Genomic DNA, 22,211 nt, shown 5'->3' on the forward strand with positions numbered 1-22,211 from the left:
GATTAATAAGCAACGCAAAAATCATAATTTGCAATTTATTGATATTATTTTAATTTTAACCCCACACCCATTTTGGGTAATTTTTAAAGGAAAACTTTATGAGTTTAAATGTGTATTATGATAAAGATTGTGATTTATCATTGATTCAGGGTAAAAAAGTTGCCATTATTGGCTATGGCTCACAGGGTCATGCTCACGCCCTAAATTTAAAAGATAGCGGCGTTGATGTTACCGTTGGTTTGCGTTCAGGTTCTACGTCTTGGAAAAAAGCAGAAAATGCTGGTCTAAAAGTTGCTGAAACTGCCGATGCAGTGGCTGGTGCAGACGTGGTGATGATTTTGACGCCCGATGAATTTCAGCGTCAGCTTTATAAAGACGTGATTGAGCCGAACATCAAACAAGGCGCAACACTTGCTTTTGCCCATGGTTTTGCCATCCATTACAATCAAGTTGAGCCACGCAGCGATCTTGATGTGATTATGGTTGCGCCAAAAGCTCCCGGACACACCGTGCGTTCTGAATTTGTTAAAGGCGGCGGTATTCCCGATTTAATCGCTGTGTGGCGCGATGCATCTGGCACAGCCAAACAATTGGCGTTGTCTTATGCAGCTGGCGTTGGTGGCGGTCGTTCTGGCATTATTGAAACAACCTTTAAAGATGAAACTGAAACTGACCTATTTGGAGAACAAGCCGTTCTTTGTGGCGGTGCGGTTGAACTGGTCAAAATGGGCTTTGAAACTTTGGTGGAGGCTGGCTATGCTCCAGAAATGGCATATTTTGAATGCTTACACGAACTAAAACTGATTGTTGATTTGATGTATGAAGGTGGTATTGCTGATATGAATTACTCCATCAGCAACAATGCAGAATATGGCGAATATGTAACAGGTCTTGAGGTGATTAATGACAAATCTCGTGAAGCCATGCGTAACGCTCTAAAACGCATTCAATCCGGTGAATACGCTAAAATGTTCATCGCTGAAGGTATGGCTAATTATCCGTCTATGACTGCTCGTCGTCGTCAAACTGCTGACCATGAAATTGAAAAAACTGGGGCAAAACTACGCGCGATGATGCCTTGGATTGGCGGTAATAAAATTATTGACAAAACCAAAAACTAATTTGGGTTATCTTGATAATTTGTTATCTTAATAAAAACAACCGCATTTTTATGTGGTTGTTTTTTAATTATTTGAAATTTATCAAACAATTTAGCTAAAACATCCCATTTCTATTACAAAAACAAGAGTTGCTAAAAGAAATTATGATTCAGTTAGGATAAAAATATCCTTCTAGATGATTTTTGGGTTAAAATAACCATTTGTTTTAAATAATTTAAGTAAACATTGATAACTATGTTAAATTTGTCTGAATTCTTCGGTTTATTTGGCGGTTGGTCGCTTCTATATGTGCTGTTTAGTTTGATAGTGGCGATTTTTACTTGGATACGAGCCGATTTGATTATGAAAAAACAGGGCAAATCGTTAAATGGTGGATTTTTTCAATTTATGAGTATCGTTTGTTCACTGTGGATTTTTATTTCAATGGCAGCATTGTATTTTTTAGATTTCGGTCGTTATGCCATTAGCATACCTGTGGTCTATATTATTTATCGTGTGGGTGGTTTGATATACAGTTCACAATTATTAAAAGAAGAGGATTTGCCCACCAATATTGATGATTTTGTTATTCCAAATAAGTATTTGATTTATAGTAAATCTTTTGCTTTAACGTTTACACTTTTGTGTGTTTGTGTGATGGCTTATGAATCGTATCCTTTGATTAATTTAACAATTAGTTAAAAATTGTAAAAAAATGTTTTTTCTTTTTTAAAACTTTGCTATACTTAAGGGTAAGGTATTTTGCACCAGTTGATTTACACTATTATTTTAATTGTGCAATTAAAATTTGAGTAAAACAACTTGATAAAACTTGCGGGCGAATGTCATTTTAGGACGCATGGCGTTTTTTGTAGTTGGTTTTGCATGTTTTGGCAACATCACAGTCGGTTTTTCCGTTTTTTTCCTAGTTTTTTATAGGTATGTACTCATGTCAAACAAAGTTCAAGGCACAGTAAAGTGGTTTAATGACCCCAAAGGTTTCGGCTTTATCGCTCAAGAAAATGGCGGTCAAGATGTTTTTGCTCATTATAGCGCCATTGTTGGTTCAGGCTTTAAGAGTTTAAAAGAAGGTCAAAAAGTTGCTTTTGTGTTAACTGATGGCAAAAAAGGTCCACAAGCTGAAGAGATTGAAGTAATCTCTTAATCTTTCTGCATCATAAAAACACTGCTTCGGCGGTGTTTTTTTGTGCCAATTTTATTAGACGGCACAGTCAAACATCTTGATAAAACTGCATTTGCCCCTTTAGAAAATTAGGTAAATATGATATATTTTGACGAGTTTTCAAACCAAATCACGGAGAAGTTATGAAGATTTTAGTTGCTGTCAAACGCGTGGTTGATCACAATGTCAAAGTGCGTATTAAATCGGATGGGTCAGGTATTGATACCGCCAATGCCAAAATGAGTATTAACCCTTTTTGTGAAATTGCTGTTGAAGAAGCCGTTCGTTTAAAAGAAAAAGGCGCTGCTAGTGAAGTGATTGCAGTTACCATTGGTACAGAGGCTTCACAAGAGCAATTGCGTTCAGCGTTAGCGCTTGGTGCAGATAGAGGGATTTTGGTAAAAACAGAAGATAAAGCCTATCCTTTACAGGTGGCAAAAATTCTAAAAAACATTGCTGAAGCTGAAAATGCTCAGTTGGTACTGCTTGGCAAACAAGCAATTGATGATGATAATAACCAAACAGGACAAATGTTGGCTGCTTTGATGGGTGTTGGGCAGGGTACATTTGCATCTGAGGTTGTAGCAAATGGCAGTAAAATTAACGTTACTCGCGAAATTGATGGTGGATTGCAAATTTTGGAATTGCCACTACCTGCGGTAGTAACGGCTGATTTGCGTTTAAATTCGCCAAGATTTTTAAAATTACCAAACATTATGGCTGCCAAGAAAAAACCCATAGATGTCAAAACTCCTGAAGATTTTGGTGTTGATATGAGTTCAAAAATCAAAACTGTAAAAATTGCCGAACCTACAGAACGTAAAGCGGGTGTAACGGTTAATAGTGTTGATGAATTGCTTGATAAACTTAAAAATGAAGCCAAAGTTATTTGATGAATAGCAAAATTATAAAGGATAAATTATGACCATCTTAGTCTATGCTGAACACAATAATAAAGAACTAAAATCTGCTACATTATCCGCGGTCACTGCTGCTACCCAAATTGGCGCTGACGTCCATGTGTTGGTTGCAGGATTTCAGGCAGATGAAGTAGCGCAAGTTGCTGCAAAAATCTCTGGCGTGAGCAAGGTGATTTTGGTAAATAATGCTGCTTTCACCCATCAGCTTGCTGAAAATGTTGCACCTGTACTTGTTGATTTTGCCAAAGATTATAGCCATATCATCACAGCAGCAACCACCACAGGCAAAAATATTTTGCCACGAGTTGCTGCTTTACTTGATGTTAATATGGCGTCGGATGTTGTTTTCGTTGTTAATGCTAATACATTTGTACGTCCAATTTATGCTGGTAACGCGTTTGCCACCATTGAGATTGATGAGGAAAAAATCTTATTGAGTGTACGTACTACTGCATTTGAACAAGCAGCTTTAGAAGGCTCTGCTACAATTGAGTCAGTTGAGATTGGTGAAAACACAGATAAATCGCGTTTTGTTGCTGAAGAGCTTGGACAATCAGAACGTCCTGAATTAACCTCTGCTCGCGTTGTGGTTTCTGGCGGTAGAGCATTAGCAAGTGCTGAAAATTTCGCTCAATATATTAACCCATTGGCAGATAAATTATCAGCAGCAGTAGGAGCATCGCGAGCAGCAGTAGACGCAGGTTTTGTGCCAAACGATATGCAGGTTGGGCAAACAGGAAAAATCGTTGCTCCCGAATTATACATTGCTGCGGGTATTTCTGGGGCGATTCAGCATTTAGCAGGCATGAAAGACTCTAAAGTTATTGTGGCTATTAACACTGACCCAGAAGCACCTATTGTTCAAGTGGCAGATTACTTTTTACAGGCAGACTTATTTGAAGCTTTACCTGAATTAACTGCAAAACTTTAATGTTTTCTCTTTTTTTTAAAATAAAAACGCATCTTTGGATTGGATGCGTTTTTTCTGGATAATTCATTAAAATGTTACAAAATATTTCAAAATTTGAAGATTTATTTCGTGCATTCAAACAGTTGTAATGAAATTACATTTTTGTTGATGTTTTGTCCATTTCCTTGATTTAATTAATAAAATTATTATACTAAAAGGTAGTTATAGTTTAACAACTCTCTCTTTTAACACCCCTTAAAAATAGGAGATAGTGATGAAAAATTATTTAAAAGCAGTTACAGTTGCAGTGATTGTATTGGCAGTTTCAGCTTGTACTACAATGGATACCCAAGAACGCCGTATGGCAACCGGGGCTATGGTTGGAGCAGCAACTGGATATGTCATTAGTGATGGCGATAAAACTGCAACCATTGGTGGAGCAGCACTGGGCGGATTGGCAGGTCATCAATACGATAAGCATCAGCAGCGTCAAGATATGCAAAGGGATCGCGAGCGCAGGAGACGTGGTGATTTTGATCATTATGGTTATGGTTATCGCAAATAATTTGATGTATATAAGGTTGGTTTGAAGGATTATATTATGAAAACTTGGCTAAAAACAATGACCGCTTTAACATTGGCTTGCACGTTGTCAGCGTGTGGTACAATGGACACCCAAGAACGCCGTATGGCAACTGGGGCGATGGTTGGAGCAGCGACAGGTTATGTGGTTGGTGGTGGTGATAAAGCTGCAACCGTTGGCGGAGCGGCACTGGGCGGACTGGCAGGACATCAGTACGACAAACATAAAAAACGTCAGGAAAATGAACGCCGAGTCAAAGATTATCAGGGGCAGCGCGACTATGATTATCATTATGGCGATAATCGTTATCAAGATTACGATGATTATGATGATTATGATGATTACTACGATTATGACGATTGATTGATTAATTAAAAACGCCATTTGTTATAAATGGCGTTTTGCTTATCTTATGGTGTAAATTACAATTCATAACCCTTAATCGCCCAACCATTAACCAGTGGATAGCGACGGTCTCTGCCAAAGGATTTTTGAGTAATTTTTGTACCAATTGCACCTTGACGACGTTTGTGTTCAGCTTTATCAGTCATTGCCAATACTTTTTCCACCAACGCAGGTTCAAAACCAGCAGCGCAAATGGCTTTATAGCCCAAATCTTCATCAATATACATTTTTAAAATCGCATCAAGTACTGCGTAATCAGGTAAGCTATCAGCATCTTTTTGATTAGGGCGAAGTTCGGCAGAAGGTGCGCGAGTAATAACACGCTCTGGGATAACAGGAATGTCTTCTAGACGGTTGCGATAATTAGCAAGTCTGTAAACATCGGTTTTATAAATGTCTTTTAAAACATTAAACCCGCCAACCATATCTCCGTATAGTGTTGAATAGCCAACTGCATTTTCCGATTTATTACCTGTAGAGATGACCATATGACCAAATTTATTAGACAGCGCCATCAGAATTGTACCACGAGCCCGCGCTTGTAAGTTTTCGGTGGTCGCGTCCCCGCCATCTTTATCTAAAATACCAGACAAAGCTGAATGAAAACCATTTACCGCATCATGAATTGGGCATACAGTATAAGAAACGTTTAGGCGAGAGGCTTGAGCGGCGGCATCTTCTAAGCTGATGTTAGAGGTGTATTCATAAGGCATCATTACCGCATACACTTTATCAGCGCCCAAGGCATCTACGGCGATGCATAAAGTCAAAGCGCTATCAATACCGCCTGATAACCCCAAAATCACCCCTTTAAATCCAGAACGATTAACGTAATCACGTAGCCCCACAACCAGTGCTTGATACATTTCTGACTCTTCTGATAAATCAAGAGGGGCTTTAATTTGAGTGTCAAATGTTTTACTTGTAATGTCAAAATTTGCCATAATAAGCTGATTAACAAAGCGACTGCCTTCATGGGCAATGCTACCATCAGCTTGTACAACCAAAGAACCGCCATCAAATACGATGTCGTCTTGGGCGCCAGCGGTATTAATATAAACAATGGGTAGATGGTGTTTTTTAGCTTGTTTGTCTAGTAGCTGTTTACGCTTGGATTGAATGCCAATCTCAAATGGGCAGGCGTGTAGACTAATAATTAATTCTGCCCCTGAATTTTTAAGATTTTCAATAGGTTTGTCTTGCCATAAATCTTCGCCAATCAAAAGCCCAATGGTAGTGCCTTTTAAATCAAATAAAACTTGATTGTGCCCCTCATTAAAGTAGCGTCGTTCATCAAAAATGCCATAATTAGCAAGTTTTTGTTTATGATAAAACCCTTTTTGACTGCCATTATGTAAAATGGCAACCGAGTTAAAGGTGCCTGATTGGTCAACATGTGGATAGCCTAAAATGATTACGATATCATCAATCAGAGCGAGGTCGTGTAAAGCTTCTTTGATACGTTCATTTAAAGTTGGTCGAAGTAATAAATCTTCTGGCGGGCAACCAATTAAAGACAATTCGGGGAAAATAACAATATCAGCCCCACGTACTTTCGCATCTTGAGTAAGCGCACGCATTTTGCGCACATTTCCTGCAACATCTCCTACCCAAAAATTTGTCTGCATTAAAGCGATGGTTAATTTACCATCTTTTGTAGGAATTTCATTAAAAACTGTACTGGTTTTGGTTTTTGACATTTTAGTTATCCTAAATATAAAAAAGATAAAAATTTCAAAGTATTACATCATTGCTAATTGTCATCCTAAAACAATTAGTATGGCAGCGCCAATCGGACAGTATATCACAATATTGATGGGCTTTGTGATATAGTATGTGGTTAAATTTATGGATTTTTCGGTGTATTTATGGCAGCTTTTTTATTAAATATTATTATTATTTTACTGGTAATGAAAGTTTTATTTAAATATATGTATCCAAAACCACCCGCTAATTTTTTACCCAAAGAGGGTGATGATACCAGCATTAGAAAATGCAGTTATTGCGGACATACATTGGCAACTTATCGGGGCATTCTAGAAAAACAAGGGGAAAGTGAATATTTTTTTTGTAATGACGAGCATAAAAAAGCGTTTGAACAAGAAAATCATTGATAAAAACGGCTATATAGCCGTTTTTTGTGTTTAAGGTATTACTCTGATCAAGACTAGCAGGAAATACTTTTAGTTTTTGTGTCAAATCTTAGTCCGCTACCGCCCAACGGACTGTTATAAGACCAGCCGTCTTTATTAACCAGTGCAAGCCCATCATCATAATCACCAGTTTCGTCATTGTTTATTTTTTTAAGAACTTTTTGAGTTTGGGCGGATGTCATGTTTGTATTTCGATAAACATAGGTTAATTCTTCAGTATCGTCATTGTATTTTATGGTAAAAAACCAGGATTTTTCAGTGCCTACTGGATATTTCTGATTGTTAATTGTCATGGTAAACTGAGGTTTGATTTTTGTAAAATTAGCATTACTAAAATAAACAACAAATTCGTTTGACCAGCCCTCATCCCGTTCAGCAATTCGATAAATGGGCTGACCAAATGCCACTGCATTTTTTAGACGAATATCAACCCCTTCCCCAACTACTTTATAGCTAGCAACACTAGGCTGGAGAGCTTTGGGCATATTTGATTTTTTAAACTGTCTGATATCAACTTTTGAAAGTCCTATTACACTGTTTGCATTAATACTTTTCAAATCACACTCATTTTGCATTCCCTTTAAATAAGGCGTCCAGTCCACACTCTTTGCCATTACTGGCATACTAATGACAATCAAAGCCACTGCCAATACTGATTTTATCATTTCCTTTCTCCTTGTATCAATGATAAAACATTCAAATAAAAGTTTAGTCTATACCATATCAAAGGACAATGTAAACAACAGCTAAACAATCTTTGTTTTTTTTGTAAACTTATTAAAAAAACAATAAAAAACCAGCCCAAAGACTGGTTTGTATCAGAGCCATTATTACATATTTGGGTAATTGGGTCCGCCACCACCTTCAGGGGCAACCCAAGTAATATTTTGGCTAGGGTCTTTAATGTCACAAGTTTTGCAGTGAATGCAGTTTTGGGCGTTAATGACGGATATTGCACCATGTGGAGCGTCTTTATCCATAACAATCTCATAGACGCCTGCGGGACAGTAGCGCTGTGCAGGTTCATCGTATAGAGGTAAGTTGCGAGTAACCGGGACGCTATCATCGGTTAGGTGAATGTGGCTAGGCTGATTTTCAGCATGGTTGGTGTTGGAGATAAACACACTTGAGAGTTTGTCAAAAATCAGCTTACCATCTGCTTTGGGATAATCAGGTTTGTAGGCATGCGCTGCCTTGTCCATATGACAAAAATCGGGCGTATTATCATGAATGGTTAAAGGCATTTTTCCGCCCAATAGATTTTGTTCTACAAAGGTAAATGAACCACCAAGCCAAGTCCCCAAACGGTGTATTGATGATGTAAAATTGCGTGCTTGATGCATATCATCAAACAACCATGAATTTTCAAAGGCACTTTGATATTCACTAACGTCATCATGGCTGCGACCGTCTTTAATTGCCAAAAAGACACTTTCGGCGGCCAGCATGCCAGATTTCATGGCGGTATGTGTTCCTTTAATTTTAGCAGCGTTTAAAAATCCTGCATCATCACCAACTAAAACACCCCCTGCAAAACTTAGTTTAGGTAGACTGTTTAAACCGCCTTTGACTAACGCACGCGCTCCATAGGATAGGCGTTTGCCGCCTTCTAAAATTGAACGAATTAGAGGGTGTAATTTAAGACGCTGAAGTTCATCAAACGTTGATAAATAAGGGTTTTCATATGCCAAATCTATAATCAACCCAAAACTAACTTGATTGTTTTCGGCAAAGTATAAAAACCATCCACCTGTTGCCCCCGTGTCATTAAGTGGATAACCGGTGCCGTGCATGATGACGCCTTCTTCATGTTTATCTGGGTCAATTTCCCAAAGTTCTTTTAAGCCAATTCCATAGTGTTGAGGGTCTTTGTCTTTATCTAGATTAAAACGACTGATAAGACGCTTACCTAAATGACCACGACAGCCTTCAGCAAAAATGGTATATTTAGCAAATAAATCATAGCCCGGTTCAAAACCTGCCTTGGGATTGCCATTAGCATCTAGCCCCATATCGCCGGTACGTACGCCCGCTACCGAACCATCATCATTGTATAAAATTTCACTGGCAGCAAAACCTGCAAACATCATAATGTCCATTTCTTCAGCTTGTTTTGCAAGCCACCGAACCACATTGCCTAAAGAGACAATATAATTACCTTCGTTGTGCATGCTGCTTGGCACAACAGAGCTTGGAAATTTAACAGCTCTTTTTTCATTGGGTAACATATAGACGCGGTCTTCTTTGGCTTTGACGGTGATGGGTGCTCCTTTTTGTTGCCAGTCTGGAATTAGTTCGTCAAGCGCACGAGTTTCCATAATTGCACCTGATAGGATATGAGCGCCAAATTCTGAGCCTTTTTCCAGGACACATACCATAAATTCATCAAGCCCTGCATCTATGGCAAGTTGTTTTAGACGAATGGCTGCTGATAAGCCAGCGACACCACCACCAACTACCACCACATCAAATTCCATAGACTCACGTGTAATTTGCATGATTATCCACCAATATTGGCTAAAAGAGAAATAAACTTATATTTTACCAATGGATAAAACAATTAGGCAAGTTAATTTCAGTATATTTATACTATTAAAAAAGATAATAGAAATAATCCGTTTGCTTTTTTGGTTAATTTTGGGCAAAATTGCTAAATTGTATTAATAGTTAAATTCAGATGATTGAATTGACAATAACAATATATGTAACTAAATAGTAATTGTGGCATAAATTAAGATTGTTGATGAAAATTAAGGCAGTTTTATGATTAATCAGCACCCAGATTTTATAAATAATCCAAATGAAGCTCCAATTGGAGTATTTGATTCTGGCGTTGGAGGACTGTCGGTATATCAGCATTTACGTCAATTATTACCCAATGAACGGTTTATTTATTATGCAGATACCAAAAATGTTCCTTATGGTGATAAATCAGGTGATGAGATTTTATTATTAACTTTGCAAGCAGTGGCAAGACTTTGTAAACGTGGCTGCAAACTGATTGTGATTGCCTGCAACAGCGCATCTGCTTATGCCTTAACAGCGATTAGACAAAGATGCAGTGTACCTGTGGTGGGACTTGTACCAGCTGTTAAACCTGCTTGTAAACTCACCCAAACCAAAAAGATTGCTGTACTTGCCACCAAAGCGACACTAAATGGCTATTTGCTTAATGAGGTGATTAACGAGGTGGCGATACCAAATGGTGTTACAGTATTTAAGCATTTTGAACCCAGCCTTGTGCCTTGGGTTGAGCAGGGTATGCCAATTGATAGTCAGGTTGCTAATTTATTGATTTACCAGACGCATTTATGGGCAAAAGCAGGCGTAGATGTAGTCGTGCTTGGATGTACGCATTATCCATTTTTTAAATCTTTTTTACAAGATGAAATTAATAAAAAAAATCTTGCCATCACTTTAGTGGATTCAGGTTTTGCAATTGCTCAAAGAGTACAATCGTTATTAAAAATTTTTAACATTGCCAGTCAAGAAATACCTAATTTAACGCAAAATCCACCGTTACAACTTTATGCTACCCAATTAACCGATGAGCTTTTAATGATTGTTAAAACATTAACCAATCAGCAAACCATCATTCCTATTTTCAGCCAAGATGAAAACATTTTAAGCTTATAATTGATTTTGTTAAAAATTTTCATTTATTGTTCTTTTAAAAATTTACCAAATCATACTTTATTTTTTTAAAAAAATAATTATAATACCGTCTGATTTTTTGTGTATGAAATCTTGTATTATTATAATAATCAGCATACAATAATCATAGTTATCAAAAAAAGTTAATTTAAAATTAACTAAAGTACCATCTTAATTATTTAATATCAAGTCATTGTTTTAAGTGATGATTATGATGAATAGTATCTTTATTTAGGTAATCTGTGGTTTAGTTTTAACCTATTTGAATTTAACAGAGAAACAAGAAAACCGTGTCCCAACTTCGTTATCATGCACATCTAGCGTGTATCGCTAGCGACCCTTTGTTGCAGGCAATCCAAGATGATATTGCCATCTTTGCCGAAAATCGTTTGGCATTAACGACCGATTTGCGGATAGCATGCAGCCGTTCTGCTAATTACAGTTGGCGGTGTATCAGCGCTTGTGATGTTGTAATTTTATTGATTGGTAGCTCTTATGGTCAGCCCAACCCAGCAGGGGTAAGCCAGCTGCATCTAAGCTATAGTAATGCTCGAGCTACCAAAAAACCACTGGTGATTTTAGCGCATTATGACGTTAAAGAAAGCCAAGACCGTCATTTGCTGGATTTTATGCGGATGCTTGAATCTCAAGCAAGTGAGAATATACATTATTTTGACGAAAGCAAAAATATATTTTTTATTTTGGAGGCGACGGTTGGAAAATTTATTGAACAAAAAGACAATGAACGTTTTGTGGTAGATAATCAAGTACAAATAACGCAATCTGCAACATTATCAGACAAACCAACCATTACTGCCCACACAAAAACCGAACATTTGAATGAAATTCGCACACATAAATTTGCTCATCGTGATGAAGTAGGTGGCAGCTTAAAACCAGCTTTAGCGATGGATAGTGAGTTTTTCGTGGATTGTACCGCTCATGCTTTTGAGGGTGGGGCGTTAAACGATGTTACCTTTTCATTTGAAATGACTTGGCGGCAAATTATTACTGCACTTATGAATGTAGCAAGCCCATTTTCCAATCAAGCTTTTGCGCGCTGTCTTAACGAGCAAATTGACAAACAAAAAGTCAATGCTTTTATCAAAGCCAAATGCCCCAACGTTCATGCGGTAAGCCGCTATCAAGTAGTGAAGACGGATGTTTTTTGGATACAAGATGAGCTGCATTTAGCAGGACATATCACACCTGTACACACCCAAGGCAGCAATGTATTTTGGGAATTAACCCCAAGCGCCAGAGCTATTATTAATCAATCTGAGCAGGAACTGTTATGAGCAATCAAAATACTACGGATTTAAAACAAGAACTTAATGAATTAACTGAAAAAATGCACAGTGCTGAAAAAAAGCGCACTTTAGAAGAGCAGGTCGCTTATATGAAATCACGCGGTATTGACCCTGCAGCAAGCTACGCTAAATGGGATGATGATGACAAAGATGATTAATTTTTATCACCTAGAAAATAAACTTCGTTTTTAGCGAAGTTTATTTTTGTTATTTTCACTAAAATTCTGAGTTACAATTAACTGCGATAATCAGCGTTGATTTTAACGTAATCGTAAGATAAATCGCAGGTGTAAACCGTGTCGGATGCCTTGCCTTGCCCTAAATCAATGGTGATGGTAATTTGTGGGCGCTTCATGATAGCTTGTCCCTTATCTTCTGTGTAACCATCAGCTAATCCACCACGCTGACAAATCATCACTTCATCTAGATATACATTGACTTTGTCTTTTGACAACGTTACGCCAGCTTTACCTACAGCAGCTAAAATTCTACCCCAATTTGGGTCAGATGCAAAAAATGCGGTTTTGACCAGTGGGGAATGAGCAACACTATAAGCAACTTTTGCGCAATCTTCACTGGTTTTACCACCTTTAACAGTAACAGTGATAAATTTTGTCGCACCTTCACCATCTTTGACAATCATTTGTGCTAAATTGACAAAAATTTGTTCAAGCATTTGATATAAAGGTAAATAATGTGGGTGTTGTTCATCGGAAATTAATGGCGCGTTGTCGGATTTTCCTGTAGCAATTAAAATGCAACAATCATTGGTTGAGGTATCACCATCAATGGTGATGCGGTTAAATGATTTGTCAGTCAGTTTTTTTAACATCGCTTGTAGTAGCGCTTGTTCGATATGGGCATCAGTTGCTACAAAGGCGAGCATGGTTGCCATGTTAGGGCGAATCATACCTGCACCCTTGGCAATACCTGTGGCGTGGTAGTGGATTTTTTGACCATGATACTCCAATTTTATAGCTTGGCTGGCAATTTTTTTAGTAGTATCAGTGGTCATGATGGCGCTAGATGCTTTCTCCCAATGATTCTCATTCAAATTATTAAGAGCATTTGGTAGGGCTTTGATGATGTTGTTATCAGGTAAAGTTTCGCCAATTACTCCTGTAGAAAAAGGCAAAACTTGCTCAACGCTGACTTTTGTTAGATTAGCTAAACTTTGACAGGTATTTTTGGCGCGCTCAATACCATCAATGCCAGTAGCCGCATTGGCGTTGCCTGTGTTAATCAGTAAATAACGAGGATTATTTTTTGTTATATAATCTTTGGCAAGTTGCACAGGAGCTGCAGCAAAGGTGCTTTGAGTGGTGACCAAGGCAGTATTTGCGTTTGAGTTTAATTCAAAAATAGTTAAATCATCGCGATTTTCATAACGCACTTTGGCTTGTGCGATGCCAATTTTAATGCCTTGAATCGGATAAATAATATCAGGTAGTGGATATTTTTGTGTCATCATTTTTTAATCAACCAGTTTAATAATCTATGAAAATCCATCAAAACAATTGAAAAAACGACTTGCAAGCAAGCCGTTTTATGATTATTCTTCGGGAATATCTTCACCATCGCCTTCTGCGATAACGCCACCAGCATCGTGTACAGTATCGCTTTTGATGCTGTCAACTTCTTTTTGTTTTTTGGAGGTTTCAGCTTCTTTGGCTTTGGCTTCTTCTTCATTGGTAACAGCGCCATCATCGGTAATGTCAATGACTTTTTGGTCAGCTTTTTTGGATTTGGCGATATTTTCTTCAACGACCCACTGTACAGGCGTGCCTGAAAGCTGCGTTTTCATGAATCGCACCCAAATTGGCAAGGCAAGCGTACCACCAAAGGCATGAGCCCCCAAAGGTGCAGGATCATCATAACCCATCCACACCACAGCAACGTTGCGTGGATTGACCCCTGCAAACCAAACATCTTTTGCTTGGTTGGTTGTACCTGTTTTACCACCAATATCCGAACGACCTAAGGCTTGAGCTTTTTTAGCGGTACCGCCAAGCACAACACTTCTTAACATGCCTGCCATTTGATAGGCGGTTTTTGGTTCTAAGATGCGTGGCGCCTGTTCGGCTTTGGCGTAGTGAATGGGCTGTTTTGGTTTTAGGCGGTCAAATATTGGTGCTGCATCAAGCTCAGGAACAGTTTCTTCTGTTTTTGCTTTTTCGTCGCCTTTTTTATCCTTTTCGTCGATTTTTTCTTCGGATTTTTCTGACCCTTTGGTTTTTTTACTGTCTTTTTTGGCTGATTTTTTATCAGCTTTTTCTTCAGCTGCAGCTTTTTCGCTGGCTTCTTTGGCAAGTTCTTCTGGTGTTTTACCAAAATCCTCTTCCATTTTGGCGTTTAGCTTATCCAATTCTTTGTTAAAACACAACGCACACGCACGTTCAGGGTTGGCTTGATAAATGGTCTCATTGTTAAAATCATAAATGCGTTCGATGAAGTATGGCTGTACTCTATGACCACCATTAACAAAGGCGGTGTAAGCGGTTGCCATTTGTAACGGTGTGGCTTCGGTTGCACCCAGTGCTAAAGCATATGTTGGCGGTAGACGGTTTTTTTCTAAGCCAAATTGCGACAGCATATTATGCGTTTTTTCAATACCTACGCCTTGCATGATACGAATGGAAGGCAAGTTTCTAGAAAATGCCAACGCATTACGCATTGACACTACACCACCAAACCCACCACCTGCGTTTTTAGGTCGCCAGCTGCCAATTCGTAAAGGTGCGTTTGAAATCATGCTGTCTGGCGTGTATTTTTTAGTTTCTAAAGCGGCAGCATAAATCAAAGGTTTGATGATAGAACCTGGCTGACGATAACCTTGCGTGGCGCGGTTAAATTTACTGTGGTAAAAGTTAAAACCACCCACCGCTGCAATCAATGCACCATTAGAAGGATTGAGTGAAACCAACGCTCCTTGTATACGAGTGGGTTGTGTAATGCGCCAGCTACCATTGTTTTCAATTACGCGAACGATGTTGCCTACGGAAATTGAACGTGGTGTTTCTTCTTTTTTGCCATCAACTCGGTTATAACCAAAATGCTTTTTCGCCCAACCTGTACCTGGACCCGAAACTCGCACTTTTTCGCCTGATTGCAGTTCTGCCTCATACATACCGCCACTAAGCACTCGAGTGATTTTAGCAGGTAACATATTATCAAAAGGTTTAAAGTTTTTTAAATCCCCAGATAGCGCTTCTACGCCCCGATATCCACCATGGTCATAGCCTTTTAAGCCAGCAATTACTGCGGTTTCAGCGTTAATTTGGTCTTTACTGTCTACAGTTAATTGTACGCGCCAGCCGCTGTCCATCACCTGTTCGCCGTATTTTTCCACCAGTGAATTTCTTGCCATTTCTGCCAAATGTGGCATGTTTAAATCTAATTTTTCACGGTATAAATGCAATCCAATTGGTGCGTTTATTGCAACGTCATATTCAGCTTGAGTGATGTAGCCTTTATCTAACATACGCCCAATAATCCAGTCTCGCCTTTCTTTGGCGCGTTTGGGGTTATTGACGGGGTTGAATGCTGATGGCGCTTTAGGCAGTCCTGCTAGCATTGCCATCTCAGCCAAGGTCAAATGTTCAAGGGATTTACTAAAATACCGTTTTGCTGCTGCCCGAATGCCGTAAGCGCCTTCACCAAGATAGATTTTATTGACATATAAGGTCAAAATTTCATCTTTGGTTAAATTGTTTTCAATTTTACGTGCAATAAAAATTTCGGTGATTTTTCGTTCCAGGGTACGTTCAGAACTTAAAAAATAGTTTTTGGCGACCTGCATGGTGATGGTTGAGCCACCTGTTTGTGATTCATCATCAGTAATGACTTCAGTAATGGCGCGTCCTAACCCTTTGACGCTGACGCCAGTATGTTCATAAAACGTATCATCTTCGGCGGCTAAAAACGCTTGAACTTGTTTTTTGGGTAATTCCTCGCGAGTAATGGGTAAAGAGTACTTATTGCCATATTGCCCAATTAATTTGTTATCAGCTGTATAAATTTGTAAGGGCATTTGTAACTGCATGGTTTTTAATTCTTTTACATTCGGTAAACTTGGTTCAAGATACATTGCTAAACCGTAAAAACCTACTGGAAGCACCATAGTAATGATTAAAAATAAAGCAATAATTCCAAAAATTATCTTTAAAAGACAAGAAATCAGACGAACGGCATAATTTGTTTGAGACATAGCAATTGGGGGTAGTTAAAAATCTTATTAAATGTTGTATTATACTCTTTGTGTAAAGATTGCGTTACAAAAAATGTAGATTTATGCAAATAGAAGCGAAAATTTGCTGTAAATATATCATAACTGTAACGCGAAGTGTTTTTATAAAAGTTATTTTAACTAAATTATTACATATTGTAATCATATCTGTAATTTAAAAATATAAGGAATAAGGTCTGTGAGACTATTTTCTACCAAAGGTGGGCGACATCTTATCGGTTTAGATGTCAGCACCACTTCCGTTAAACTTGTTGAACTACAAAGACAGCAAGGCAGACTTCATTTAAAGTCTTATGGGGTTGAACCACTTGAGCCAGGTTGGGTGGTTGATAAAAATATCATCAATGTTGAAGAAGTTGGTGAAGCGATTGCCCGTGTTGTGCGTAGAAGCGGTGCCGGTAGTAAAGAAGCGGCAACGGCGGTTTCAGGTTCGGCAGTCATCACCAAAGTAATTGATATGGAAGCGGATTTATCCGAAGCTGACCGTGAAGCTCAAATTCGTCTAGACGCTGAACAGTACATTCCTTATCCATTATCTGAAGTTAATATGGATTTTGAAGTATTAGGACCATCAACCCAAAATGGTCTGGTACGTGTGCTACTGGCGGCTTCTCGTTCTGAAAATGTGGACCAACGCGTTGAGACGTTAGCAATTGGTGGTTTGACGACAAAAGTAATGGATATTGAGTCTTATGCCATTGAACGTACGTTTTCTTTGATGATGTTGGATAATTTACCACACAACCCAAAAGTAGTTGCACTGATTGATATTGGTCATAAACAAACCACGTTATACATTGCCAAAGATGGTGAATTTATTTATAACCGTGAGCAAAGTTTTGGTGGTGAACAATTAACTGAGGCCATCCAAAATCATTATGGCATGCCTTACCATGATGCAACCATTGGCAAACATGAGTACACATTGGCTCCTGATTATCGTGAAAATGTGTTAATGCCATTTATTGAAAATGTGGTGCAACAAATCAGCCGTTCATTGCAGTTTTATTTTTCATCCAGCGAATACAACAGCGTTGACCATATCGTTCTATGTGGTGGTACAGCAAATTTACCTGGTCTTGTGGAAATGGTTCAAGAGCGCATGGGGGGACTGGTATCTATTGCTAATCCTTTTGAAGGAGTGTCTATCAGTAATCGCATTGATACCACAGCTTTACAAAAAGATGCCCCAAGTCTTTTGGCGGCGTGTGGATTGGCTTTAAGGAGTTTTGACTGATGGCTCGTATTAACTTATTACCATGGCGTCAAGAGCAACGCGAAAAAAGAAATAATGAATTTAATATTTTGATTGTTGGTACGATTGTGCTAGCGGCGATTTGTACTTTTATTGGTTACTCAGTTTTAAATAATACGTTAAACAATCAAAGAGATGCTAATAAACGTGTAGAAGATGCAAACGCACAATTAGAGGCAAAGCTAAACACCATCAAAGAATTGGAAGCTCAAAGAGAACAAATGCTTTCACAAATGAAAGTAATTCAAGATTTGCAAGGCCGACGCTCCATTCCTGTGCGTGTATGGGATGATATGGCGCGTGCTGTACCTAGTGCAATGTATTTGACATCAATTAAACGTGAAAATGATTTAATCACCATCACAGGACAAGCAGATAATGCCAACGTGGTTGCTGCCTTGGTTCGTAATCTAAATAGCAGTCAATGGCTGGATGGCTCAGCCGTGGTAAGTATTAAAAGCAAATTACAGGCTTATCAAGAACCACAAACTGCTCAAAATACTCAAGCCAACTCTCAAAATCCCAATGGTGAACCATCGCGTCCAATGTATCCTGAAGATAATTATGTGGAATTTGTGGTAACAACCCAAGTGCAAAACCCACAAGAACAACAAAATGATGCTACAGGCGAACAAGCAGTTATGATGCCTGGTACAACACCAGCCGACCCATCATCGCCATCAGGATTTGACCCGTCACTTGCTGCACCAATTGGTGTGGATAATGCTCCAGCAGTTAATGGCGCTGCTCCAGCGACAAACGCACCAGCTGACCCTAATGCAGCCGCTCAGCCTGCACAGCCAGCTCAACCTGCGCCAAGTCCAGCACCAGCAGCAAATAACCCGCCACCAGTTCAAGGCACGACAGCACCAGCGGGAGGACAGTAATGAAATTTAGTCTAAAAAAACCAAAAAACAGTGAAGTAACTCAAGCATCAGAAGCCCAAGACGCTAGTCAATCAAAACCAAAAGCTGGCAATCCTTTATCTGGTTTGTTTGCAAAGACTTCCAAATCAAAAGCTGGCAAACTTAGCAAAGCAAAAAGCAAAAAGAATTTATCGGCAAAGAAAAAAGAAGCCTTTAACTTTAAAAAGTTTATGGCGGAAGTCAATTCATTAAATGCTCAAAATTACGGCAGTGCACCCATTGCAGTAAAAGTATTTGTGTTGACAATGTTGTTTATACTGATTTTGGTATTGGCGTGGTTTTTGCTTATTTCTAAAAAGTTAGATGAAATCAAAGCTGCTGAATCTCAACAAACCGCTTTGCTTGAGCAATACAAACAACAAGAATCTAAGGCACGCCATTTAGAAGCTTATGAGCAGCAAGTTGCCCAAATGCGTACTGATTTTACTGAACTACTTAACCAATTGCCTAAAGACACCCGTGTTCCTGAACTTGTGGATGGAATTAACATGGTTGGCAGTGGTAGTGGTGTTAAGTTTCAGGATATTTCTGTTGAGCCTGAAGTTGAGCAAGAATTCTTTATTGAGCAGCCTATCCAAATTATTGCATTGGGTAACTACCATCAGTTTGGTTCATTTGTGAGCGGTATTGCGGCATTGCCACGTATCATTACCATGCATGATTTTGAGGTTAAAAACCCTCAGCCAAGTTTAGATAGAATGCCAGAGCTGCAACTTGTACTACAAACCAAAACCTATCGTGCTAAACAGGTGGATTTATCCGCACCAGCTAATGCTAATACTCAAAACGGTGCTCAAGCAAATCAAGCAAATGCAGGAGGAAGTAAATAATGTTGCATCATAAAAAATACCCTGCAAAATTGGCTTTTTTAGCGGTGGCATTGAGTACATTATTGGTTGGTTGTGGCGATCGTGTTAGTCTTGTGGAAGCAGAAATGCAAAAAATTCGCTCCCAACCTGCGCAGCCAATTCAGCCGCCACCACAGCCACAAAAAATTGAGGATTTTCAGTACGCAGCTAGCAATGTAAGAAATCCGTTTATCCCACAAAGTTTGCTTGAACTGCAGGCACGTGTTGCTAATATGCCAAGCGTTAAACCAGATACCAATCGTCCTAAACAGCCACTTGAGGCATATGAATTGACTGAACTTGTGTATCGTGGCAAAGTCATTGCCCCCAATGGTCAACAGTATGGTTTGGTGCAAACACCTGATGGGTTGGTACGCGATGTGCAAGTGGGTGATTATATGGGTAAAAACTATGGACGTATCGTTGAGATTACTTCCACACAAATCAATTTGATTGAGATTGTAGAAGATACCCGACTTGGTTATGTAGAAAAATCTGCCAATTTGGTTTCACCAAACTGACATTACCCGAATAATTTGAGGATAAAAAAATGAAAAATCTAGCCAAAAAATCCATTTTTGCTTATACAGCTTTAGCCGTTAGTATGATGGTTGAAGCTCATGCTGCCGCCATTTCAGGACTTTCAGCAAACCAAATTTCTAACAATACTACCCAGCTTCGCATTAGTTTTGACGGACAGCCTGTTACTCCTGTTGCCCATCAGCAAGCTGGCTCAAATCAGTTGATGCTTGATTTTAACCAAACTACCAGCAGCGGTTTACCACGCACTATGCCGATTAACCGTGGTGTGGTGAATACTGTTACTGCTTTAAATAGTGGTTCTTTAACACGTTTGATGGTGGGATTAAATGGCGCAGCAAGTTATACCAGTGCGGTTGAAGGCAATCAGCTTTTGATTAACGTAATGAGCAACGCTGCTTCTTCAGTAGCTGCTCCAATGATGAATAGTCCTGTTGCTCAGCCAACCTCATCACGTCCAGTACAGCCAGCTGTGCAGCAGGGTCAAATTGGTGTTTCGGTGAACCCACTGCTAGCGCCAAGTTCAAGCTCTTTATCTAATAATTACAATGGCATTTCATCCATTAATTATTCAGGTAAGGGCAAGGGCGGCAACATCACTGTTGCACTTGCCAACGAAGCTATTCCGGTGGATGTACAACGCCAAGGCAATAAAATTGTTATTCGCACTCAAGGCACTACCATCCCACGTCATTTGCTGCGCCGTATTAATGCTGGTGGTTTGGTGTCTAGTATTGATGCAGTCAATCAGGGTCAAAGTGGTGTTATCACCATTAGCATGTCAAGTGATTATGAATACCAAGCTTATCAATCTGGCGCAAGTTTACATATCTCTGTTTTACCACCAAAACCTATGCGTGAGCCAACCATAGAAGAAAAAACCTATACTGGCGAGCCTTTATCCATGGAATTCCAAGATGTTTCGGTGCGTACTGTGCTGGACGTTCTTGGTCAATTCACCAATAATAATATTGTTGCTGCTGATAACGTAACTGGTAATATTACTTTACGTTTAATTAATGTACCTTGGGATCAAGCTTTAGACATTATTTTAAAAAGTAAAAATTTGGGCAAACGCCAAAATGGTAATGTGATTTTGGTTGCTCCAATTGATGAATTGGAAAAAGCTGAAGACGATGTTCTCAAAAAACAAGCAGAGCGTAAAAAATTCTTGCCACTGCGCGCAGAATACGTGCGTTTAAACTACGCTAAAGCCGCTGAAGTGATGAAGTTGATTGATGATGCAAATAGAGGTAATCGCGGTGAAGGAATAAGCAAAACGGCACTACTTGACCATCCAGATGGTGTGGTAACCTCCGATCCGCGTACCAATACCATCATTATTAAGGACAGTTCTGAGGGTATTCAAAATATCCGTGCTTTGATAGACAAGATTGACATTCCTGTTAAACAGGTGATGATTGAGGCGCGCATTGTTAATGCTAACGAAAATTTTTCTAAAGAAATTGGTGTGAAATGGGGTTCAACTAAAGGTTCATCTACCAATCCATTCTCTACCAAAACAAGCAGTCCAACCAATTTGGCGGTAAATTTAGGTTCGGCAGCTGGTACATCCGCAGCATTTCAAATTGGCTTGCTAAGTATTAGTGATATGCTGTTGGATTTGACTTTGTCAGCCATGCAAACCGAACGTCGTGGCGAAGTGATCTCTGCACCAAAAATTTTAACTGCTGATAAACAAAAAGCCAAAATCTCATCTGGTAAGCAGATTCCTTATCAAGAAGCTTCAGCCAGTGGCGCAACTTCAGTCAGCTTTAAAGAAGCATCACTTACATTAGAAGCAACACCTAACATCACTCCAGATGGCAAAATTTCGTTGCAATTAAGTATTAAAAATGGCGATACAACCAGTGAATACGTTGCTGGTGTTCCAGTAATTCGACAAGACAGTATTGATACCAACGTTGTTTTAGAAGATGGTCAAACTGTGGTGCTTGGTGGTGTGTTCCGTAATTCCATTTCAAATGGTCAAAATAAAGTACCATTTTTAGGAAGTATTCCTGGGGTTGGACGTTTGTTTAAATACGATAATAAACTGAATGAAAAGCAAGAACTGCTGATTTTTATCACGCCACGTTTGGTTAATGATGGCATTAGCCGCATTAATTAATGGTTTTTAAACAAAATAAAAAAAGACAGGCTTTAGTCTGTCTTTTT

At 39.0% G+C, this 22,211-nt stretch carries 21 protein-coding genes; 16 read left to right on the top strand and 5 right to left on the bottom strand.

Annotation, left to right across the window (positions count from 1 at the left end):
• Positions 1 to 98 precede the first annotated feature (98 nt).
• From ilvC to ACZBKJ_RS05155, 7 genes are all read left to right on the top strand, one after another.
• Positions 99 to 1,121, top strand: a complete 1,023-nt coding sequence (gene ilvC / locus ACZBKJ_RS05125) for a ketol-acid reductoisomerase (RefSeq protein WP_463199861.1) — start codon at positions 99 to 101, stop codon at positions 1,119 to 1,121.
• A gap of 234 nt (positions 1,122 to 1,355) precedes the next feature.
• Positions 1,356 to 1,802 carry a hypothetical protein gene (locus ACZBKJ_RS05130; protein ID WP_463199862.1) on the top strand — a complete coding sequence of 149 codons (447 nt, stop codon included), beginning with the start codon at positions 1,356 to 1,358 and terminating at the stop codon, positions 1,800 to 1,802.
• Positions 1,803 to 2,049: 247 nt separating this feature from the next.
• Positions 2,050 to 2,265 (top strand): cold-shock protein, encoded by a 216-nt coding sequence (locus tag ACZBKJ_RS05135; RefSeq protein WP_463199863.1) that lies wholly within the window; start codon positions 2,050 to 2,052, stop codon positions 2,263 to 2,265.
• A gap of 161 nt (positions 2,266 to 2,426) precedes the next feature.
• The gene (locus ACZBKJ_RS05140) at positions 2,427 to 3,176 is read left to right on the top strand and encodes an electron transfer flavoprotein subunit beta/FixA family protein (RefSeq protein WP_463199864.1); all 750 of its coding nucleotides are present in this window, start codon (positions 2,427 to 2,429) and stop codon (positions 3,174 to 3,176) included.
• 28 nt (positions 3,177 to 3,204) lie between these two features.
• A complete protein-coding gene (locus ACZBKJ_RS05145; protein WP_463199866.1) occupies positions 3,205 to 4,134 on the top strand; it encodes an electron transfer flavoprotein subunit alpha/FixB family protein in 930 nt (309 codons plus the stop codon).
• Between the two features lie 253 nt (positions 4,135 to 4,387).
• Entirely contained in the window at positions 4,388 to 4,678 is a 291-nt protein-coding gene (locus ACZBKJ_RS05150) for a YMGG-like glycine zipper-containing protein (RefSeq protein ID WP_463199867.1), read from the top strand.
• A gap of 36 nt (positions 4,679 to 4,714) precedes the next feature.
• A complete protein-coding gene (locus tag ACZBKJ_RS05155; RefSeq protein ID WP_463199868.1) occupies positions 4,715 to 5,059 on the top strand; it encodes a glycine zipper domain-containing protein in 345 nt (114 codons plus the stop codon).
• 59 nt (positions 5,060 to 5,118) lie between these two features.
• Here ACZBKJ_RS05155 and ACZBKJ_RS05160 read toward each other — a convergent pair whose 3' ends face one another.
• Positions 5,119 to 6,801 (bottom strand): NAD+ synthase, encoded by a 1,683-nt coding sequence (locus ACZBKJ_RS05160; protein ID WP_463199869.1) that lies wholly within the window; start codon positions 6,799 to 6,801, stop codon positions 5,119 to 5,121.
• Between the two features lie 168 nt (positions 6,802 to 6,969).
• On the opposite strand from ACZBKJ_RS05160, the gene ACZBKJ_RS05165 reads away from it, so the two are divergent.
• Entirely contained in the window at positions 6,970 to 7,215 is a 246-nt protein-coding gene (locus ACZBKJ_RS05165; protein ID WP_463199870.1) for a hypothetical protein, read from the top strand.
• Between the two features lie 53 nt (positions 7,216 to 7,268).
• Here the strand turns inward: ACZBKJ_RS05165 and ACZBKJ_RS05170 are convergent, their stop codons facing one another.
• Together ACZBKJ_RS05170 and ACZBKJ_RS05175 are read right to left on the bottom strand one after the other, a co-directional pair.
• Positions 7,269 to 7,919, bottom strand: a complete 651-nt coding sequence (locus ACZBKJ_RS05170; RefSeq protein WP_463199871.1) for a hypothetical protein — start codon at positions 7,917 to 7,919, stop codon at positions 7,269 to 7,271.
• Positions 7,920 to 8,084: 165 nt separating this feature from the next.
• Positions 8,085 to 9,752: an electron transfer flavoprotein-ubiquinone oxidoreductase gene (locus ACZBKJ_RS05175; RefSeq protein ID WP_463199873.1), complete on the bottom strand. Its 1,668-nt coding sequence runs from the start codon at positions 9,750 to 9,752 to the stop codon at positions 8,085 to 8,087.
• A 265-nt stretch (positions 9,753 to 10,017) separates the two neighbouring features.
• Here ACZBKJ_RS05175 and murI point away from each other — a divergent pair, with 265 nt between their 5' ends.
• The 3 genes from murI to ACZBKJ_RS05190 all read left to right on the top strand — a co-directional run bounded on the left by murI (position 10,018) and on the right by ACZBKJ_RS05190 (position 12,376).
• Positions 10,018 to 10,890: a glutamate racemase gene (gene murI / locus ACZBKJ_RS05180; protein ID WP_463199874.1), complete on the top strand. Its 873-nt coding sequence runs from the start codon at positions 10,018 to 10,020 to the stop codon at positions 10,888 to 10,890.
• A gap of 308 nt (positions 10,891 to 11,198) precedes the next feature.
• Positions 11,199 to 12,206 (top strand): DUF4062 domain-containing protein, encoded by a 1,008-nt coding sequence (locus ACZBKJ_RS05185; RefSeq protein ID WP_463199875.1) that lies wholly within the window; start codon positions 11,199 to 11,201, stop codon positions 12,204 to 12,206.
• Positions 12,203 to 12,376 (top strand): hypothetical protein, encoded by a 174-nt coding sequence (locus ACZBKJ_RS05190; protein WP_463199877.1) that lies wholly within the window; start codon positions 12,203 to 12,205, stop codon positions 12,374 to 12,376. The genes ACZBKJ_RS05185 and ACZBKJ_RS05190 overlap by 4 nt, the downstream gene beginning before the upstream one ends.
• A gap of 77 nt (positions 12,377 to 12,453) precedes the next feature.
• Here the strand turns inward: ACZBKJ_RS05190 and argJ are convergent, their stop codons facing one another.
• Together argJ and ACZBKJ_RS05200 are read right to left on the bottom strand one after the other, a co-directional pair.
• Positions 12,454 to 13,686: a bifunctional glutamate N-acetyltransferase/amino-acid acetyltransferase ArgJ gene (argJ, locus tag ACZBKJ_RS05195; protein ID WP_463199955.1), complete on the bottom strand. Its 1,233-nt coding sequence runs from the start codon at positions 13,684 to 13,686 to the stop codon at positions 12,454 to 12,456.
• A gap of 84 nt (positions 13,687 to 13,770) precedes the next feature.
• Positions 13,771 to 16,425, bottom strand: a complete 2,655-nt coding sequence (locus ACZBKJ_RS05200) for a penicillin-binding protein 1A (RefSeq protein WP_463199878.1) — start codon at positions 16,423 to 16,425, stop codon at positions 13,771 to 13,773.
• 217 nt (positions 16,426 to 16,642) lie between these two features.
• Here ACZBKJ_RS05200 and ACZBKJ_RS05205 point away from each other — a divergent pair, with 217 nt between their 5' ends.
• From ACZBKJ_RS05205 to ACZBKJ_RS05225, 5 genes are read left to right on the top strand one after another with little or no spacing between them, the layout of a single operon-like run.
• Positions 16,643 to 17,701, top strand: a complete 1,059-nt coding sequence (locus ACZBKJ_RS05205) for a pilus assembly protein PilM (protein WP_463199879.1) — start codon at positions 16,643 to 16,645, stop codon at positions 17,699 to 17,701.
• Positions 17,701 to 18,606 (top strand): PilN domain-containing protein, encoded by a 906-nt coding sequence (locus ACZBKJ_RS05210; protein ID WP_463199880.1) that lies wholly within the window; start codon positions 17,701 to 17,703, stop codon positions 18,604 to 18,606. The genes ACZBKJ_RS05205 and ACZBKJ_RS05210 overlap by 1 nt, the downstream gene beginning before the upstream one ends.
• Positions 18,606 to 19,475 (top strand): type IV pilus inner membrane component PilO, encoded by an 870-nt coding sequence (locus ACZBKJ_RS05215; protein WP_463199881.1) that lies wholly within the window; start codon positions 18,606 to 18,608, stop codon positions 19,473 to 19,475. The genes ACZBKJ_RS05210 and ACZBKJ_RS05215 overlap by 1 nt, the downstream gene beginning before the upstream one ends.
• On the top strand, positions 19,475 to 20,014 hold the full coding sequence (locus tag ACZBKJ_RS05220) for a pilus assembly protein PilP (protein WP_463199882.1): 540 nt from the start codon (positions 19,475 to 19,477) through the stop codon (positions 20,012 to 20,014). Before ACZBKJ_RS05215 ends, ACZBKJ_RS05220 begins: the two co-directional genes overlap by 1 nt.
• 29 nt (positions 20,015 to 20,043) lie before the next feature.
• Positions 20,044 to 22,164: a type IV pilus secretin PilQ gene (locus ACZBKJ_RS05225; RefSeq protein ID WP_463199883.1), complete on the top strand. Its 2,121-nt coding sequence runs from the start codon at positions 20,044 to 20,046 to the stop codon at positions 22,162 to 22,164.
• The last annotated feature ends 47 nt before the right edge of the window (positions 22,165 to 22,211 follow it).

The sequence above is a fragment of the Moraxella sp. I5G genome, assembly GCF_055193055.1.

Bases quoted from the DNA above. Each gene is read 5' to 3' on its own strand.
- ACZBKJ_RS05200 (WP_463199878.1), bottom strand. From the start codon at position 16,425: ATGTCTCAAACAAATTATGCCGTTCGTCTGATTTCTTGTCTTTTAAAG.
- ACZBKJ_RS05170 (WP_463199871.1), bottom strand. From the start codon at position 7,919: ATGATAAAATCAGTATTGGCAGTGGCTTTGATTGTCATTAGTATGCCA.
- ACZBKJ_RS05190 (WP_463199877.1), top strand. From the start codon at position 12,203: ATGAGCAATCAAAATACTACGGATTTAAAACAAGAACTTAATGAATTA.
- murI (WP_463199874.1), top strand. From the start codon at position 10,018: ATGATTAATCAGCACCCAGATTTTATAAATAATCCAAATGAAGCTCCA.
- ACZBKJ_RS05210 (WP_463199880.1), top strand. From the start codon at position 17,701: ATGGCTCGTATTAACTTATTACCATGGCGTCAAGAGCAACGCGAAAAA.
- ACZBKJ_RS05130 (WP_463199862.1), top strand. From the start codon at position 1,356: ATGTTAAATTTGTCTGAATTCTTCGGTTTATTTGGCGGTTGGTCGCTT.
- ACZBKJ_RS05135 (WP_463199863.1), top strand. From the start codon at position 2,050: ATGTCAAACAAAGTTCAAGGCACAGTAAAGTGGTTTAATGACCCCAAA.
- ilvC (WP_463199861.1), top strand. From the start codon at position 99: ATGAGTTTAAATGTGTATTATGATAAAGATTGTGATTTATCATTGATT.
- ACZBKJ_RS05155 (WP_463199868.1), top strand. From the start codon at position 4,715: ATGAAAACTTGGCTAAAAACAATGACCGCTTTAACATTGGCTTGCACG.
- ACZBKJ_RS05175 (WP_463199873.1), bottom strand. From the start codon at position 9,752: ATGCAAATTACACGTGAGTCTATGGAATTTGATGTGGTGGTAGTTGGT.
- ACZBKJ_RS05150 (WP_463199867.1), top strand. From the start codon at position 4,388: ATGAAAAATTATTTAAAAGCAGTTACAGTTGCAGTGATTGTATTGGCA.
- ACZBKJ_RS05165 (WP_463199870.1), top strand. From the start codon at position 6,970: ATGGCAGCTTTTTTATTAAATATTATTATTATTTTACTGGTAATGAAA.
- ACZBKJ_RS05225 (WP_463199883.1), top strand. From the start codon at position 20,044: ATGAAAAATCTAGCCAAAAAATCCATTTTTGCTTATACAGCTTTAGCC.
- ACZBKJ_RS05160 (WP_463199869.1), bottom strand. From the start codon at position 6,801: ATGTCAAAAACCAAAACCAGTACAGTTTTTAATGAAATTCCTACAAAA.
- ACZBKJ_RS05145 (WP_463199866.1), top strand. From the start codon at position 3,205: ATGACCATCTTAGTCTATGCTGAACACAATAATAAAGAACTAAAATCT.
- ACZBKJ_RS05220 (WP_463199882.1), top strand. From the start codon at position 19,475: ATGTTGCATCATAAAAAATACCCTGCAAAATTGGCTTTTTTAGCGGTG.
- ACZBKJ_RS05215 (WP_463199881.1), top strand. From the start codon at position 18,606: ATGAAATTTAGTCTAAAAAAACCAAAAAACAGTGAAGTAACTCAAGCA.
- ACZBKJ_RS05140 (WP_463199864.1), top strand. From the start codon at position 2,427: ATGAAGATTTTAGTTGCTGTCAAACGCGTGGTTGATCACAATGTCAAA.
- argJ (WP_463199955.1), bottom strand. From the start codon at position 13,686: ATGACACAAAAATATCCACTACCTGATATTATTTATCCGATTCAAGGC.